Annotated in this window: 20 protein-coding genes; 2 read left to right on the top strand and 18 right to left on the bottom strand. The window is 68.6% G+C overall.

The window, feature by feature from the left end:
• From ruvA to AB0F86_RS02640, 4 genes are all read right to left on the bottom strand, one after another.
• The gene (gene ruvA, locus AB0F86_RS02655; protein WP_356984113.1) at nt 1–600 is read right to left on the bottom strand and encodes a Holliday junction branch migration protein RuvA; all 600 of its coding nucleotides are present in this window, start codon (nt 598–600) and stop codon (nt 1–3) included.
• Complete coding sequence (gene ruvC, locus AB0F86_RS02650; protein WP_356984398.1) at nt 597–1,166, bottom strand: crossover junction endodeoxyribonuclease RuvC; 570 nt, start codon at nt 1,164–1,166, stop codon at nt 597–599. Before ruvC ends, ruvA begins: the two co-directional genes overlap by 4 nt.
• A 91-nt stretch (nt 1,167–1,257) precedes the next feature.
• Nucleotides 1,258–1,692 (bottom strand): acyl-CoA thioesterase, encoded by a 435-nt coding sequence (locus tag AB0F86_RS02645; RefSeq protein ID WP_225280576.1) that lies wholly within the window; start codon nt 1,690–1,692, stop codon nt 1,258–1,260.
• A gap of 202 nt (nt 1,693–1,894) precedes the next feature.
• On the bottom strand, nt 1,895–2,410 hold the full coding sequence (locus tag AB0F86_RS02640) for an O-acetyl-ADP-ribose deacetylase (protein ID WP_356984111.1): 516 nt from the start codon (nt 2,408–2,410) through the stop codon (nt 1,895–1,897).
• 107 nt (nt 2,411–2,517) lie between these two features.
• Here AB0F86_RS02640 and AB0F86_RS02635 point away from each other — a divergent pair, with 107 nt between their 5' ends.
• Entirely contained in the window at nt 2,518–3,009 is a 492-nt protein-coding gene (locus AB0F86_RS02635; RefSeq protein WP_225280574.1) for an SRPBCC domain-containing protein, read from the top strand.
• Between the two features lie 55 nt (nt 3,010–3,064).
• Here AB0F86_RS02635 and AB0F86_RS02630 read toward each other — a convergent pair whose 3' ends face one another.
• From AB0F86_RS02630 to AB0F86_RS02620, 3 genes are all read right to left on the bottom strand, one after another.
• Nucleotides 3,065–3,820, bottom strand: coding sequence for a YebC/PmpR family DNA-binding transcriptional regulator (locus AB0F86_RS02630; protein WP_356984110.1), 756 nt, complete (start codon nt 3,818–3,820; stop codon nt 3,065–3,067).
• 92 nt (nt 3,821–3,912) lie between these two features.
• The gene (gene pdxT, locus AB0F86_RS02625; RefSeq protein WP_356984109.1) at nt 3,913–4,524 is read right to left on the bottom strand and encodes a pyridoxal 5'-phosphate synthase glutaminase subunit PdxT; all 612 of its coding nucleotides are present in this window, start codon (nt 4,522–4,524) and stop codon (nt 3,913–3,915) included.
• A 38-nt stretch (nt 4,525–4,562) separates the two neighbouring features.
• Complete coding sequence (locus AB0F86_RS02620; protein ID WP_356984107.1) at nt 4,563–5,384, bottom strand: acyl-CoA thioesterase II; 822 nt, start codon at nt 5,382–5,384, stop codon at nt 4,563–4,565.
• Nucleotides 5,385–5,464: 80 nt separating this feature from the next.
• Here AB0F86_RS02620 and AB0F86_RS02615 point away from each other — a divergent pair, with 80 nt between their 5' ends.
• Nucleotides 5,465–6,076 (top strand): hypothetical protein, encoded by a 612-nt coding sequence (locus AB0F86_RS02615; protein WP_356984106.1) that lies wholly within the window; start codon nt 5,465–5,467, stop codon nt 6,074–6,076.
• A gap of 51 nt (nt 6,077–6,127) precedes the next feature.
• Here the strand turns inward: AB0F86_RS02615 and AB0F86_RS02610 are convergent, their stop codons facing one another.
• The 11 genes from AB0F86_RS02610 to thrS form a co-directional block, all read right to left on the bottom strand.
• Nucleotides 6,128–6,628: a hypothetical protein gene (locus tag AB0F86_RS02610; RefSeq protein ID WP_067636177.1), complete on the bottom strand. Its 501-nt coding sequence runs from the start codon at nt 6,626–6,628 to the stop codon at nt 6,128–6,130.
• 162 nt (nt 6,629–6,790) lie between these two features.
• Nucleotides 6,791–7,567 carry an inositol monophosphatase family protein gene (locus tag AB0F86_RS02605; protein ID WP_356984104.1) on the bottom strand — a complete coding sequence of 259 codons (777 nt, stop codon included), beginning with the start codon at nt 7,565–7,567 and terminating at the stop codon, nt 6,791–6,793.
• Between the two features lie 40 nt (nt 7,568–7,607).
• The gene (locus tag AB0F86_RS02600; protein WP_225280568.1) at nt 7,608–8,342 is read right to left on the bottom strand and encodes a sulfite exporter TauE/SafE family protein; all 735 of its coding nucleotides are present in this window, start codon (nt 8,340–8,342) and stop codon (nt 7,608–7,610) included.
• A gap of 50 nt (nt 8,343–8,392) precedes the next feature.
• Nucleotides 8,393–8,806 (bottom strand): DUF5360 family protein, encoded by a 414-nt coding sequence (locus AB0F86_RS02595; protein ID WP_356984102.1) that lies wholly within the window; start codon nt 8,804–8,806, stop codon nt 8,393–8,395.
• Between the two features lie 193 nt (nt 8,807–8,999).
• Complete coding sequence (pdxS, locus tag AB0F86_RS02590) at nt 9,000–9,920, bottom strand: pyridoxal 5'-phosphate synthase lyase subunit PdxS (RefSeq protein WP_174550208.1); 921 nt, start codon at nt 9,918–9,920, stop codon at nt 9,000–9,002.
• A 173-nt stretch (nt 9,921–10,093) separates the two neighbouring features.
• On the bottom strand, nt 10,094–11,140 hold the full coding sequence (locus AB0F86_RS02585; protein ID WP_356984396.1) for an NUDIX domain-containing protein: 1,047 nt from the start codon (nt 11,138–11,140) through the stop codon (nt 10,094–10,096).
• Nucleotides 11,140–12,264 (bottom strand): glycosyltransferase family 4 protein, encoded by a 1,125-nt coding sequence (locus AB0F86_RS02580; protein ID WP_225280565.1) that lies wholly within the window; start codon nt 12,262–12,264, stop codon nt 11,140–11,142. The genes AB0F86_RS02585 and AB0F86_RS02580 overlap by 1 nt, the downstream gene beginning before the upstream one ends.
• The gene (locus AB0F86_RS02575) at nt 12,261–13,184 is read right to left on the bottom strand and encodes a phosphatidylinositol mannoside acyltransferase (protein WP_356984100.1); all 924 of its coding nucleotides are present in this window, start codon (nt 13,182–13,184) and stop codon (nt 12,261–12,263) included. The genes AB0F86_RS02580 and AB0F86_RS02575 overlap by 4 nt, the downstream gene beginning before the upstream one ends.
• On the bottom strand, nt 13,181–13,855 hold the full coding sequence (gene pgsA, locus AB0F86_RS02570) for a phosphatidylinositol phosphate synthase (RefSeq protein ID WP_067636187.1): 675 nt from the start codon (nt 13,853–13,855) through the stop codon (nt 13,181–13,183). Before pgsA ends, AB0F86_RS02575 begins: the two co-directional genes overlap by 4 nt.
• Before the next feature lie 6 nt (nt 13,856–13,861).
• A complete protein-coding gene (locus AB0F86_RS02565) occupies nt 13,862–14,416 on the bottom strand; it encodes an HIT domain-containing protein (protein ID WP_225280563.1) in 555 nt (184 codons plus the stop codon).
• Nucleotides 14,413–16,470, bottom strand: coding sequence for a threonine--tRNA ligase (gene thrS, locus AB0F86_RS02560; protein WP_356984097.1), 2,058 nt, complete (start codon nt 16,468–16,470; stop codon nt 14,413–14,415). Before thrS ends, AB0F86_RS02565 begins: the two co-directional genes overlap by 4 nt.
• Nucleotides 16,471–16,490: the final 20 nt, after the last annotated feature.

Raw genomic sequence — 16,490 nt, 5'->3', positions numbered from 1 at the left:
TTACCTGTTCTTGCCGAGCAGACCGAGGGCGGCGCGCAGGGCCAGGGAGGTGGTGGCGGCGGGCTGGTCAGCCAGGACGGTGTCGACGGCCTGTTCGGCCTGCTTGGCCGGGAAACCGAGGCCGATGAGCGCTTCGACGACCTGCTCGCGTACCGGGGTGACCGGGGTTTCGGCGCCGGGCGGTCCGGCCGGGACGGGCACCAGGTTCACCTTGTCGCGCAGTTCGACGACCATGCGTTCGGCGCCGCGTTTGCCGATGCCGGGCACCCGGGTGAGGGCGGCGACGTTGCTCTCCGCCAGCGCTTTTCGCAGCGCTTCGGGTTCGAGGACGGCCAGGACCGCCATGGCGAGGCGAGGGCCGACGCCGGAGACCGTTTGCAGGAGGCCGAACAGGTCGCGGGCTTCGGTGTCGGCGAACCCGAACAGGGTCATCGAGTCCTCGCGCACGATCATCGCCGTGAAGAGGCGGGCTTCCTCGCCGCGGGTGAGCCCTGCCAGGGTGGCCGGGGTGACGTTGAGGCGGTAGCCGACGCCCGCGGCTTCGATCACCACATGGTCGAGCGCGATCTCGAGGACCTCACCGCGTACCGACGCGATCACCCGCGTACCACCTTCCGTTGTTCGGCGAGCCGTTGTTCGTAGCGGCGACGCACCTCGTCGGCCTTCGCCTGTGCGGCCGCCATCCGGTCGAGCAGCGGCGCCCGCCAACAATGACAGATCGCCAGGGCGAGCGCATCGGCGGCATCGGCCGGTTTCGGTGCGACCTGCAGGCCGAGGATTCTGGTCACCATGGCGGTGACCTGCGCCTTGTCGGCCGAACCATTGCCCGTGACAGCGGCTTTCACTTCGCTGGGGGTATGGAACGCCACCCGGATACCCCGCCGCGCCGCCGCCAGCGCGATCACCCCACCGGCCTGCGCGGTTCCCATGGCGGTGCGCACATTGTGCTGGGCGAACACCCGCTCGATCGCCACCGCCTCGGGGCGATGGGTGTCCATCCACTCCTCGGCAGCGTCGGCCACCGCCATCAACCGCAGGGCCAGCTCGGCGTCCGGCGGTGTCCGCACCACGCCCACGTCGAGGGCGACGACCTTACGGCCGGGGCCGCTGTCCACCATGCTGAGCCCGCACCGGGTGAGCCCGGGATCGACGCCCATCACCCGCACCGGCAGCCCCTTCGAAGACACGAACAGTTGTTCGAAAGTCTAAAGCATTGCGGCACACTGCCCGACCAGCGACACGAGCCGGTCGCCGCGCTCAGGGCAGGCCGAGTAATGCGGGCTCGCTCGCCCGTTCGGCCCAGATGCGCCTCGGTTCGTGCAGGAGTTTGCGCTCGGTCAGGTCGAGCATGCCGCTCAGGTACGACACGGTGGCGGCGAGTTCGCCGTCGTCGCGGCGCAGTTCGTGTTCGACCCGATAGGTCTTGCCGGTCCCCCACTCCCAGCGGCAGTCGACCTCGACGGTGTCGCCGGCGCGCAGCTCGCGCAGGTAACGCACGGTGAGTTCGAGATTCACCGGCCCGATGCCGTCGGCCAGCATGTCGGCAACCGACACACCGGCCGCACCTACGCACGCGAACCGCGCATGGTCGGCGAACTGCTGATAGGCCGCACCCGTCACGTGTTGTTGCAGATCGAGATCGGACACTCGCACCGGGATCCGCACCCGAAACGGCAGAGCATTTTCCGTCATGCGCGCCAGTGTGGCAGCCGGGTCCGACACGTTCCGGTCGTCAGTCGACCTGACCCTCGACGGCCTCGAATCACGTCGAGTCACGCAGTAGCCACCAGTCCGACTACGGCACAGCAGCTTTCACAGACAGGCGCGGATGCAGCCCGGCTGTACCCACGGAAGCCATCGACAACAGCCCACCATGCTCGGCCGAGGCACACGCTCAGCTCGTCGACAGCGCGGCCGTGAACGCGGCGAGGGCGCGGTCGTCGAACAGCACGAAACGCACCTCCTCGACCGCCGTATCGGTGGCGCGCACTGTTTCCACGGCAATGCGGGCGCCGTCGTCCATCGGCCAGCCGTAGATGCCGGTGGAGATCGCCGGGAAAGCGACCGTGCGAGCGCCCAATTCGTCTGCTACCCGCAGGGATTCGCGGTAGCAGGCGGCCAGCAGGGTCGAGCGGTCCTCGGTCGCCGACCAGACCGGGCCGACGGTGTGGATCACCCAGCGGGCGGGTAGCCGTCCTGCTGTCGTGGCGACCGCCTGCCCGGTCGGCAGGCCCTTGCCGTATCGGGAGGCACGCAGATCGCGGCACGCCGACAGTATCTCTGGCCCACCTTTGCGGTGGATCGCGCCGTCGACTCCGCCACCGCCGAGCAGCGAGGAGTTCGCGGCGTTCACGACCGCGTCCACGTGCTGTTCGGTGATGTCTCCGCGTACCGCCTCGATCCGGGTCATACCGACATTGTGCTGGTCACGCGAATATCCCCGCTACCTCATCGGGGGCGGCGTACCGTCGAGGTCGACCTGTTGTCCGAGGCGTTCGAGCGAGGGAGAACCGCGTCATGCCGATGCCGACCGGCGAGATCGTACCGACCGAAGACGGGCGCGACCTGGTGATCACCCGGTCACTGGCCTTACCGATCGAGCAGGTGTGGGGACGGTTGACCGATCCCGACCTGACCGCGGGCTGGTACGGCACCTGGGAGGGGGAACCCGGCGCCGGGAACATGATCCAGGTGCAATTGCGGTTCGAGGACGGGCAGCCCTGGACCGAGATGCGCATCGACGACTGCACCCCGCCAGTGCGTCTGGCCGTGTCCTCGGCCGATCAGATCGGGCTGTGGCGCATGGAGGTGACCCTGCTCGACACCGGCACCGCCACCCAGGTGCGCCTGGTCCACCACCTCACCTCCGAGTACCAGCTGGCCGAGACCTCGCAGATCGGCCCGGGCTGGGAGTACTACGCGGACATGTTCGTCGCCGCCTGTACCAACACCGAACGACCCGACTTCGCCGACTACTACCCGGCGCTGGCCGACCACTACCGGGAGTAGAAACACGAACCGCCCCAGCCGAATTCACGGGCGGGGCGGTACGTGGGGGGAAGATCTATTCGTCGTCGAGCTCGGCGGCGACCTCGTCGGAGATGTCGACGTTGGTGTACACGTTCTGCACGTCGTCGCTGTCTTCGAGGGCGTCGATCAGCTTGAGCACCTTGCGGGCACCCTCGGCGTCGACCGCCACCGACACCGAAGCCTGGAAACCGGACTCGGCCGAGTCGTAGTCGATGCCCTTGTCCTGCAGCGCCGTTCGCACAGCGATCAGATCGCCAGGCTCGCTGATGATCTCGAAGGCCTCACCGTGGTCGTTGACCTCTTCGGCGCCGGCATCGAGGACTGCGTCGAGGACGTCGTCCTCGGTGAGGCCGTTCTTCTCGAGGGTCACCACACCCTTGCGGGCGAACAGGTAGGACACCGAACCCGGGTCGGCCATGTTGCCGCCGTTGCGGGTCATCGCGACGCGCACCTCACCGGCGGCGCGGTTGCGGTTGTCGGTGAGGCACTCGATCAGCACGGCGACACCGTTGGGCCCGTAGCCCTCGTACATGATGGTCTGCCAGTCGGCGCCGCCGGCTTCCTCGCCGCCGCCACGCTTGCGGGCGCGCTCGATGTTGTCGTTGGGGACCGACGACTTCTTGGCCTTCTGGATGGCGTCGTACAGCGTCGGGTTGCCCGCCGGGTCACTGCCACCCGTGCGAGCCGCCACCTCGATGTTCTTGATCAGCTTGGCGAAGAGTTTGCCGCGCTTGGCGTCGATTCCCGCCTTCTTGTGCTTGGTGGTGGCCCATTTGGAGTGGCCGCTCATGCCCTACTTCCTTCAGGTCGGTTGCGCGTCTGCCCGGGCGGACAAGCTCGAACCAGCCTACTCGTGCCCGCCACGCCGGTGGACGCGGAGGTTCACCCCGCCTTACGCACGAGGTCGACGAACAGCTCGTGCACCCGAAGATCACCCGTGACCTCGGGATGGAACGAGGTCGCCACGACATTGCCCTGCCTGGCGGCCACGATCCGGCCCTGCGCCGGGCCGTGCGGCACCCGCGCCAGCACCTCGACGCCGTCACCGACCCGCTCCACCCACGGCGCGCGGATGAACACCGCGCGCACGGGCGTGTCGAGGCCGCTGAAGTCGAGGTCGGTCTCGAACGAGTCGACCTGGCGGCCGAAAGCGTTGCGGCGCACCGTCATATCGATGCCGGACAGGTGCTGGGCGTCGGGCCGGGTGTCGAGCACCTCGGAGGCGAGCAGGATCATGCCCGCGCACGACCCGAACGCGGGCAGGCCGTCGCGCAGCCGCGCGCGCAATGGTTCGAGCAGGTCGAAGGCCTGCAGCAGCTTGGAGATGGCGGTCGACTCGCCGCCGGGCAGCACCAGCCCGTCGACGGCGGCCAGCTCGGCCTCGCGGCGCACCAGCACCGGTGCGGCGCCGCAGTGGCGCAGCGCGGCCACGTGTTCGCGCACGTCACCCTGGAGCGCGAGGACACCGATCGTCGGCGTGGATGTTGCGTTCACAGCCGCTGAGCTTACGAGCCCGGCCGGTGTGGGCGCGCTCACGCCTCACGCGGCGTGCGGATGAGGCCTTCCTGCACCACGGCGGCGACGAGATTGCCCTCGCGATCCCAGATCCGGCCACCGGTGAGGGCGCGGCCGAAGCCCGCCGACGGCGAGGACTGGTCGTAGAGCAGCCATTCGTCGGCGCGGAAGGGGCGTAGGAACCACATCGCGTGATCGAGCGAGGCGTCCTGGGTCGGTTCACCGGGGTGGGTCACCTTCGACGAACCGAGCAGCGTCATATCGCTCATGTAGGCGAGGGTGCACACGTGGAACAGCGGGTCGTCGGGCAGCGCGTCGCGGTAGCGGAACCACACCTGCTGCGGGGAGACGGTGCCTTCGCGGCGGGCGACCTGGTCCTGAGGGACGGTGCGGATGTCCCAGTGCTCCCATTCGCGCATGGCCCACAACCGTTCCGGGCTCAGCGTGGTCTTGGCGTCGGGGAGGTTCTCGGGGCCCTCGACCACCGGCATCACGTCCTGGTGCTCCGGACCGACGTCGCCGCGGTGGAAGGAGGCGGCCATGGTGAAGATCGCCTCGCCGTCCTGCACACCGGTGACCCGGCGGGTGCAGAACGAACGCCCGTCGCGGATGCGTTCCACCTGGTAGACGGTGGGTGCTTCCGGGTTGCCCGGGCGAAGGAAGTAGCCGTGCAGCGAATGCACCTGGTAGGCGGGATCGACGGTGCGCACCGCCGAGACCAGCGCCCGGCCCGCGACCTGACCGCCGAAGGTTCGCGTCAGCTGGGATTCCGTGGCCGCCCCACGGAAGATGTCGCGTTCCAGCCGCTCGACCTCGAGCGCCTCTTCGATTGTCGCCATGCGGACGAGATTATCGCTAGGCGGACCGCGCGGTTTGTCCGGCTCGGCGGCGCGAGGCGGGAATTTGCTGAAATGGGGTGGTGCCGTCGTTCACCCCCGTCTCCCCCACCACCCTGGCCCGCCTGGTCGCCGAGCGGGTATCCGAGCTGCCCGGTCGCCGGGTGGTTGCAGTCGACGCCGCCGATGCCGCCGAACCGGTCGCCTTCGCCCAGTTGGTCGCCGACACGCTGGCCGGGCAGGGCCGGTCGGCCGAGGTGGTGTCACTGCACGCCTTCGTCCGGCCCGCATCGCTGCGCATGGAGTACGGCCGAACCGACGAATGGTCCTATCGCACAGCATGGTTCGACTACGACGCGATACGCCGGGAGATTCTGGTTCCGCTGCGGACCGTAGGTCGCTGGCTGCCCGCGCTCTGGGACGAGGCAGGCGACCGGTCGGCGCGAGCGGGTATCCGGACGGCTCCGGCCGATCTCGTGCTGTTCGTGGCCGGGCCGATGCTGCTCGGCCGCGGACTCGACGTCGACCTGTCCGTACGGCTCGAGCTCAGCGAGCAGGCGGCACTGCGCCGCACCCCACCCGAGCACAAGTGGACCCTGCCCGCGCTACGCGACCACGACGCCGAACATCCCGAGACCGCTACCTGGACGGTGCGCTGGGATCATCCGGACCGCGCAGCCCTGCGCACCGGCTGAAAACAGGCGAAAGCCCCGGCCGCAACGCGACCGGGGCTTCACGTGGCGCTATCAGGCGCAGGCGACCGACTGCTGGCCAAGGTTGGTGAGCATGGTGCAGGCCCACGACTTCTGGACCTTCCACTTGCCGTCCTCGGCGACGAACGGCACGTCGACCACATTGGTCTGGCCGTTGACGGTGAAGTTCGCCTTGGCGTTCACACTGTCACCGAACGACGTCACCTCGGTGACCTGCACCTGGGCACCGGCGTCGCGCGCGGCGACGGCCAGGCGGTTCGGCAGCTCGGGATCGGCCTCGCCGCCCTGCACGAAGTCCAGCTTCTGCTCGTTGGGCACCGAGGGGTCCAGCGCCGTGTTGAGCTGGGCGTTGAGCTCCTCCACCGTCGGCACGGGGGGCAGGTCCGCGGCAGCGGCCGTGGTCGTGGCCGGAGCACTGGTCGTGGACTTGGCGGCGGGCTTGTCGCCCTTGTCGTCACTGCACGCACTCATTCCCAATGCGGCGACCACGGCCAGGCCTGCGATCGCCACACGTCCGGTCCTACGAAGCTTCATCCACTCGTCCTTTGCGTCGGGTCAACAGTTTTCGCCCTGTGGGCGCCAACGGCACGGTACCGGCGCCACACGACGCAGGCCACGGTGCCTCGGCCAGGACGCTACCCAGCGTTTTTGAGGAAAGTCTGAGACGTGCCGGTACCACGCCTGTGAAGGCCCCTTTCAGCGCAGGGCGAGCATCGCGCCGACGAGGCGGGCGTGGGTGTCGGCATCGGCGGCGGCGATGAGTCCGTGGGGCGCGGAATGTAGTGGTTGACCTGCGATTCCGGTGACGACGCAGCCCGCCGCGCGGCAGATTTCCACCGCACTGGTGAAGTGGACGTTGTCGCGAAGGTCGCCGCCGGTGACATAGGCGGCGCGTCTGCCCGCAGCGACCCAGACCAGGGCGAGCGAGGTGGACAGCACACGCGGGTGGAAGTCGGCGGCGACGCTGTCGAGCAGCCGGGTGGGTCTGGACCAGGGCAGCGGGTTGTCGAGGTCGATGTCGATCAGGCGGCTGCCCGCGTCGGGGCGCAGGACGGTGTCGGAGCCGTCGTGGCGGCGGTACGCGTTCGCGCCCGCGCTCCAGAACACCTCGCCGGTGAACGGGGCGCCGACGGCCGCGGCGCGGACAGTGTCACCGATACGCAAAGCGACATTCACCGCGACGAGCTGTGTGCCGACCGCGAAGTTCCTTGTGCCGCAGAGCGGGTCGACGAACCAGGTGCGGTCGCTGCCCGGCGATCCCGTCGTGCCGGACTCCTCGGCGACGAACCGGTCGTGCGGACGAGCCGCGGTGAGGGCCTCGAGGATCGCGCGTTCGGCGGCCAGGTCTGTCTGGGTGGCGAAGTCGTCGCCCTCTTTGGCGTAGCGGGTGACGGGTGCGTGGAACGACGACCGGATCACCTGTGACGCGAGTTCTGTTGCGCGGATCGCGATTTCGACATCGGAGTGGTGCACCGTTCTCAGGCTACGGAGTCCGGAGAGGCCCGGGGCCGGATCAGCGCGCCAGGTACACCGCGAGCCCGAGGCCGAGCACGCCGACGGTCACCCGCAGCAGGTTCGGCGGGATCACCTTCACCACCGGCGGACCGCACCACCCACCGACGAGCGCCCCCATCGCCAGCCCGAGCGCCGCGAACCAGTGCACCGGCCCGAACATCGCGAAACCGAGAGCCGCGACCAGATTCGCGATGCCGAGCAGGAAGCTCTTGAGAACCGATGCGCTCCACACGGATTCGGAGGTGCACAGCAGCATCATCGACAGATAGATCACGCCCGCGCCTGCCCCGAAGTACCCGCCGTACACCGAGATCAACAGGATCCCCAGCGGCACGATCCACGGCGCGCCCAGCTCCCCCACATGCTTGCGGACCACCGGCTGCACCAGCAGCGCGATCGACGCCGCCGCGACCAGGAACGGCACCACCACCTCGAAGGTGCCCTCCGGCGCCACCAGCAACGCCAGCGCACCGAGCAACCCACCCAGCGCCGACAACCCCGCCCACCACACCAGGGTCCGCCCCCGCCCGGTGAGCTCCCGCCCCGAATTCGCCGTGGCCCCCACACCCACCGCCACCATCGCCACGGTATTGGTCACATTCGCCGACACGGGCGGCAACCCGACCGCCAACAGCGCCGGATAGGAAACGATCGACGCCATCCCGGTGACGAACCCGATCAACCCGGTGAAGAATCCCGCGACGACCAGCAAGAAGAAGTCGAGCACGGTCACAGACCGACTGTACGGTACGCCCATTCGGCAAGGTCTCAGGGGCAGCGGGGTCAGGCGCCCGTTACCTCACCAGTGGGGCGATCCAGGACGAGCGCCACGAAAACGATCACGGGCACCACCATCAACACAGCGTTGGAAATCCACCACCCCGGGTTGAAATCTCCGTAGAACGCCCAGAACGAGAGCGCCATGAAGCCGGCGCAGAACGTGAGCGTGAGCCCGATCGTGAGCACCAGCGTGCCGTGGCGATGGCCGACCCGCATCAGATAGACCCCCGCGAATCCGAACAGCACGGCGGCGAGGTCGAGCGGGAGGAAGGACCAGTTCCAGGCCTGCATCATCGGCTCGGAGTAGTCGCGGAATGCCGACTCCTCGGGGATCGCCTCCACAGCGACGGCAACCCAGTAGAGCAGCAGCAGCGTATCGGTGATCAGCAACAGCGACTTGCCGGCCTTCAGACTCACGAAGGTCCCCTCCCGACCGAGTTCATCAGAGCCAGAATCTTTTACACCCGACCCACGTCGATCCTAACTGTCATTCCAGTCGGCGACTTCGGGCGCTCAGCCCGCGTCTGCGCGGTCCTGGATGCTCGAATACAGAACGGCGGGCGTCGCGTGATGCGACGCCCGCCGTGGCGATCTGCAAGTGCCGAAGGGATTACCAGCCGCGCTCGGCGAGGCGGTGGGGCTGGGGGATTTCTTCGACGTTGATGCCGACCATGGCTTCGCCCAGGCCGCGGGAGACCTTGGCCAGGACGTCGGGGTCGTCGTAGAAGGTGGTGGCCTTGACGATGGCGGCGGCGCGCTGTTCGGGGTTGCCGGACTTGAAGATGCCGGAGCCGACGAAGACGCCTTCGGCGCCGAGCTGCATCATCATGGCGGCGTCGGCGGGGGTGGCGATGCCGCCGGCGGTGAACATGACGACCGGGAGCTTGCCGGTCTGGGCGACCTCGCGGACCAGCTCGTAGGGGGCCTGCAGCTCCTTGGCGGCGACGAAGAGCTCGTCCTCGGACAGGGAGGTCAGGCGGCGGATTTCAGCGCGGATTGTGCGCATGTGGGTGGTGGCGTTGGAGACGTCACCGGTGCCCGCTTCGCCCTTGGAACGGATCATGGCCGCGCCCTCGGTGATACGGCGCAGGGCCTCACCGAGGTTGGTGGCGCCACAGACGAAGGGGACGGTGAAGTTCCACTTGTCGATGTGGTTGGCGTAGTCGGCGGGGGTGAGGACCTCGGACTCGTCGATGTAGTCCACGCCGAGGCTCTGCAGGATCTGCGCCTCGACGAAGTGGCCGATGCGAGCCTTGGCCATCACGGGGATGGAGACCGCGGAGATGATGCCGTCGATCATGTCCGGGTCGCTCATCCGGGACACGCCACCCTGGGCACGGATGTCGGCGGGCACCCGCTCGAGCGCCATGACCGCGACGGCGCCTGCGTCCTCGGCGATCTTGGCCTGCTCCGGGGTGACCACGTCCATGATCACACCGCCCTTGAGCATCTCGGCCATGCCGCGCTTCACGCGGGCGGTGCCGACGGTTGATGTGGTCTCGGGCGTAGTCACGGCATTCTCCTGGGTCATGTGCACCTAACGGGCAGACTGTGTGGTCTCCTGCGATTCTAGGTGGCCGCCGAATCAGGGTTCATAGCCAGTCGGAGCCCACTGGACTGGTCGCGACCTGGGACGATACCGTCGACCACCGCATCTGGACCGGCTGCGGACCGCGCGGCGTGAGGCGACACACACGGCCGGGCTCAGCGAATGGACCGGACCACCGGTTCGGTGTCGTCGCCGACGGCGCCGATCGCCTCGGCGAGCAACTCGTCGAGGTGATACGGGTACACCGCCTCGCCGGTGGCGTCGAGGGCACGGATGTCGGCGGGCGTGCACCACCGGTGGTCGGTGATGGTCCGCCGTTCCAGCGCGGTGAGGTCGGCGGGCCGCCACGCGAAATTGGGGGCACGCAGGACGAAGAACAGTTCTTCGGAGCGGATGAGTTCACCGTTGAACGGGAACACCGCGACCCGCCGCCACAGCGGACCACGCAACGCGGCCGGGTCGATCCGCTGCCCGGTCTCCTCGTACACCTCGCGCACCGCCGTTTCGCGCAGGCTCTCGCCCGGTTCCACGCCGCCGCCGACGGTGAACCAGAACGCCACCTCGGGAACCATCGGGTCGTGTCCGCGCAGCAGCAGCACTCGGTCCTGTTCGTCGAGCAGCACCACGCGCGCCGAGGTGCGTGTGGTGTGTACCTCGAGCCCGGTGGACGCGGCCGGTGTCGCGCGTTCGGTGATCTCGAAATAGGTCGGCAGTGGCGCGGTACCGCCCAGGTGCAGCCAGCGCACCGGCCGGCGGGTGCGCAGGGCGAGGGTGTCGCGCACGGCGTCGTTGTGGAATCGGCGCGCGATGAGCACCCTGGCCTCGGCGTCGGCCAGTTCGGCGACGAGCTGGGGTCGCAGCTGACCGATGTCGATCGTCGACAGCGCGGCCGAGAGCTGGTTCTCGATGGTCTCGCGATCACCTCGATCGGCGCGTTCGGCCCAGTCGGCCAGGGCGGCGAGTTGTCCGGCCCGCTCGGACCGCAGCGGATCGGTGCTCGCCGGGCCCGCGATGGCCATGGCGACCGCGCGCGCGACCACCGCGCGCCGGGCCAGTGCCGCGTCGAGGGCCTGCCAGGACCGGTCCGAGCGCACGTGCAGCCGGTCGAGCCGGTTGGCGGTGGACGCCGCCCACACACCGAGCGCGAGCACGAACAGGGCGACCAGGCCGAGAACGAGAATCGCGGTCGCGGAGAAGGTGATCATCCGGCGGCCCGCACCCCGTTGTCACCGACGGTGACCGTCTCGTACACGCGCAGGATCTGTTCGGCGACCACCGGCCAGTCGTAGGCGGCGACCACCTGGGTGGCGGTGCGCACCAACCGGTCGCGGGTGTCGTCGTCGGTGAGCAGCGTGTCGATGGCCTCGGCCAGCGCTTCCGCGTCGCCCACGGGGGTGAGCAGACCGGCGCTGCCGTCGCGCAGTACGCGGCGGAAGGCGTCGAGTTCGCTGGCCACGACCGGCGTGCCCGCCGCCATGGCCTCGATGAGGATGATGCCGAAGCTCTCCCCACCCAGGTTCGGCGCCACGTACACATCGGCGCTGCGCAGCGCGGCGGCCTTCTCGGCGTCGGAGACCTGACCGAGGAAGCGCAGGTGCCCGGCGTGGGGGCCCGCCTCGCGGCGCAGCCTGTCCTCGTCACCGCGCCCGACGATCAGGATCTCCACGTCGGGATGACGTTCGACGAGCGCGGGCAGGGCGGCGAGCAGCACGTCCATGCCCTTACGCGGCTCGTCGTAGCGGCCGAGGAACAGCACCGTCTTGCCGGCGCGCGGGTAGCCGTCGAGCAGCGGACCGCGCGCGAACGCCGACACATCGACCCCGTTGGGGATCTCCACCGCATCCGACCCGAGCGCCTCCACCTGCCAGCGCCTGGCCAGCTCCGACACGGCGATCCGCCCGCTGATCTTCTCGTGGTACGGGCGCAGCACGCCCTGAAAAGTGCTGAGCACCAACGACTTCGTAGTCGAGGTGTGGAAGGTCGCCACGATGGGGCCTTCGGCGATCTTGAGCGCGAGCATCGACAGACTCGGCGCGTTGGGTTCGTGGATGTGCAGCACGTCGAAGTCGTTGCTGTCGATCCAGCGGCGGATGCGCGTGTAGGCCATCGGCCCGAACGACAGTCGCGCCACCGACCCGTTGTACGGAATGGCGACGGCGCGACCGGCCGAGACGACGAAGTCGGGCAACGGCGTGTCGTCGGACGCGGGCGCGAGCACGCTCACCCGGTGACCACGCTCGATGAACACCCGCGCCAACTCCACCACGTGCGCCTGCACACCGCCGGGCACGTCGAAGGAGTACGGGCAGACCATGCCGATCTTCACCGCACGTCACCCGCCTTGGCCGCGGCGATCCTGGCCAGTCGTTCCGGCGACAGGTCTGCTTCCCACAGGGGCTGCAGCATGTGCCAGTCGGCCGGGTGCCGGGCGATGTTCGCCGCGAACTCGTCGGCGAGCAGCTGTGTCGTCGCGGCCACTCCGCCCGAGACGTCCAGCGGCGCACCGGCTTTCAGACCCCAGCCTTCGGTGCCGTCGGCCTCGGTGGTGAACCAGGCGTGCACCGGCATCAGCGCGGCGCCGGTCTCGATGGCGAGTTTGGCCGCACCGGCGGGCATCCAGGTGCGTTCGCCGAAGAAGTTCACCGGCACACCGCGGCCGGTGAGGTCACGTTCGCCCATCAGGCACACGATCCGGTTCTGCCGCAACCGTTCCGTCAGTGGCACGAACGGTGGCTGTTCACCGCCGGTGAGCGGGAACACCTCGAAGCCGAGGCTCTCGCGGTAGGCCACGAACCGTTCGAACAGCGATTCGGGCTTCAGCCGTTCGGCGACGGTGGTGAAGGTGTCGTAGTGCTGGACCAGCCACACCCCGGCCATGTCCCAGTTGCCGGAATGCGGCAGGACGAAGATGACGCCACGCCCGGCTTCGAGGCCGGCGTCGACGTTTTCCAGGCCGTGGACGTAGTAGTCGATGGTGCTGTGGTCCATGCTCGGCAGCCGGAACGCCTCACGCCAGTACCGGGCGTAGGAACGCATGCTCGCCCGCATCAGGTCGTCGGGAACGTCCGCCGGTGCTACGCCGAGCACGCGGGCCAGGTTGCGGCGCAGCTGCGGCGGTCCGCCGTCCTTGGTCGCACGGTCGGCGCCGAAGTCGAAAGCCTTGCGCACCAAGGATTCCGGCGCCGAACGGACCAGCCGCCACCCCGCCGCGTAGCCCCAGTCGCTGAGCCGTTCGCTGATCGTCACGACGCCGTCTCCCCTGCCTGTTGTTGCGGCGCGGGCGGGATCACCGTGCGCGCGCCCGGCGAGTTGCGCACCGCGAGCACCCGCTGGAACACGGTGACGGTGCTGAGCACCGCCAGCACCCACATGGCCACGTACACCGCCCAGGTGAGCCAGCCGATGCCCCAGTGCCCGCCGATTCCGGTGAGCCCGGCACCGACGAGCACGATCACCAGCCGGTCCGGCCGTTCGATGATCCCGCCGTCGGCCGACAGCCCACTGGCCTCGGCCCGCGCCTTGGCGTACGAGATCACCTGCGAGGTGACCAGCACGATCAGCGTGGCGACGAACAGCTGCTTGCTGTGCTCGTGGTAGACCGCCCACCAGGCAAGACCGGCGAAGATCGCGCCGTCGGCCACCCGGTCACAGGTGGCGTCGAGGACCGCGCCGTACTTCGTGCCGCCACCGCGGGCACGCGCCATCGCACCGTCGAGCATGTCGAACATGACGAACAGCCAGATGACCATCGTTCCCCAGAACAGGTGACCGCTGGGAAACAGCGTCACCGCCGCGACGATCGTCGCGGCGGTGCCGATGAGGGTCATCGTGTCGGGGGTGAGCCCGGTCTTGACGAGCGCTTTGCCCAGCGGCGCAGTCGCTTTGGCAAACGTCTGCCGCCCGAAGAAGCTGAGCACGGTGTCCTATTCCTCCCACGCCTCCGCCAGCAATTGCCGCGTTTCGCGCAACAACTGAGGCATCACCTTCACCCCGCCGACCACGGTGATGAAGTTCGCATCCCCACCCCAGCGCGGAACGATGTGCTGGTGCAGGTGGTCGGCGAGCGAACCACCGGCCACTCCGCCCAGGTTGAGTCCCACGTTGAATCCGGCGGGCCGGGAGACCCGCTTCATCACGCGGATGGCCTGCTGGGTGAACGACATCAGTTCCGCGCTCTCGGCGGGGGTGAGGTCTTCCAGGTCGGCTACCCGGCGGTACGGCACCACCATCATGTGCCCTGGGTTGTACGGGTACAAGTTGAGTACCGCGTACACCTGCTCGCCGCGGGCGATGATGAGCCCGTCCTCGTCCGACATCTTGGGGATGTCGGTGAACGGGTGACCGGTGGCGTCCTTGGGCTTCACCTCGCCGGTGATGTAGGACATCCGGTAGGGGGTCCAGATCCGCTGCAACCGGTCGGGCCTGCCCGCCCCGGCGTCGACGATGGAGCCCGCCGACGCCTCGGCCTGTTCGCTCATGAGCTCGCCTTGACGATCTCGAAGCCCTCCGCGGTCGGTGAGGCGTTCTCCCGGTTGCCGACCCAGGCCACGATGGTGGCCACCGCGTCGTCGACGGGCACGCCGTTGACCTGGGTGCCGTCGCGGAACCGGAAGCTCACGGCGCCGGACTCCACGTCGCGGGCGCCGGCCAGCAGCATGAAGGGCACCTTCTGCGCGGTCTGGTTGAAGATCTTCTTCTGCATGCGGTCGTCGCTGCGGTCCACCTGGGCGCGCACACCGGCGTCGGTCAGCTGCTCGATCACCGAATCCAGGTGCGGGACAAAGTTTTCTGCCACCGGAATGCCGACCACCTGGACGGGCGACAGCCATGCGGGGAACGCACCGGCGTAGTGCTCGGTGAGCACACCGAAGAACCGCTCGATGGAACCGAAGAGGGCACGGTGGATCATCACCGGGCGCTGCTTGGTGCCGTCGGAGGCGGTGTATTCGAGGTTGAACCGTTCGGGCAGGTTGAAGTCGAGCTGGATGGTCGACATCTGCCAGGTACGGCCCAGCGCGTCCTTGGCCTGCACCGAGATCTTCGGGCCGTAGAACGCGGCGCCGCCCGGATCGGGGACCAGCTCGAGACCCGAGGCCGACGCCACCTTCGACAGGGTTTCGGTGGCCTCTTCCCACAGCTCGTCGGAGCCGACGAACTTCTTCGGGTCCTTGGTCGACAGCTCCAGGTAGAAGTCGTCGAGACCGTAGTCCTTGAGCAGCGACAGCACGAAGTTCAAGGTGGTGGTGAGTTCGCCGTGCATCTGCTCTTTGGTGCAGTAGATGTGGGCGTCGTCCTGGGTCATGCCGCGCACCCGGGTCAGGCCGTGGATCACACCCGACTTCTCGTAGCGGTACACCGACCCGAACTCGAACATCCGCAACGGCAGCTCACGGTAGGACCGGCCGCGCGCACGGAAGATCAGGTTGTGCATCGGGCAGTTCATCGGCTTGACGTAGTAGTCCTGGCCGGGCTTGCGCACGGTGCCGTCGTCGTTGAGCTCGGCATCGAGGTGCATGGCCGGGAACATGCCGTCGCGGTACCAGTCCAGGTGGCCGGAGGTCTCGAACAGCGCGCCCTTGGTGATGTGCGGGGTGTTGACGAACTCGTAGCCCGCGTCGATGTGGCGCTGACGCGAGTACTCCTCCATCTCCTTGCGGATGATGCCGCCCTTGGGGTGGAACACCGGCAGGCCCGAGCCGAGCTCGTCGGGGAAGGAGAACAGGTCGAGCTCGAGGCCCAGCTTGCGGTGGTCGCGGCGCTCGGCCTCGGCCAGCAGGTGCAGGTACTCGTCCATCGCCTCGGTCGATTCCCAGGCGGTGCCGTAGATGCGCTGCAGGTCTTCCCGGTCCTGATCGCCACGCCAGTACGCGGCCGAGGAGCGGGTGAGCTTGAAGGCGGGGATGAACTTGGTGGTGGGGATGTGCGGGCCGCGGCACAGGTCACCCCACAGCTTCTCGCCGGTGCGCGGGTCGAGATTGTCGTAGATGGTCAGCTCGTTGCCGCCGACCTCCATGATCTCGGGGTCGTCGATGCCGGACTTGTCGCTGATGAGTTCGAGCTTGAACGGCTCACCGGCCAGCTCGACGCGCGCGTCCTCCACCTCGACCACCCGGCGCGAAAACCGTTGCGCGCCTTTGATGATCTTCTTCATCCGGGATTCCAGCTTGGCCAGGTCCTCGGGGGTGAACGGCCGCTCGACGCGGAAGTCGTAGTAGAAGCCGTCCTTGATCGGCGGCCCGATGCCCAGCTTGGCCTCGGGGAACTCCTGCTGCACCGCCTGGGCGAGCACGTGCGCGGCCGAGTGCCGGATCACGCTGCGCCCGTCCTCGGTGTTCGCGGCGACGGGCTCGACCTCGGCGTCTTCGGTGGGAACCCAGGACAGGTCCTTGAGGGCGCCGTCGGCGTCGCGCACGACGACAACGGTGTCGGGGCCCTTGGTCGGCAGACCCGCTTCCCGCACCGCCGCGCCCGCGGTAGTCCCGGCCGGCACGGTGACGAGCGCGACTGGGCTGATCGGTGCAGAGGTGGTCACGGGAATGCTCTCCTTGACGT

It is taken from the genome of Nocardia sp. NPDC023733 (genome assembly GCF_040639775.1).
GTDB classification, from domain to species: Bacteria; Actinomycetota; Actinomycetes; order Mycobacteriales; family Mycobacteriaceae; genus Nocardia; species Nocardia rosealba.
Note: the sequence above shows the minus strand (reverse complement) of the source record. Positions and strands in the feature narration are given on the sequence as shown.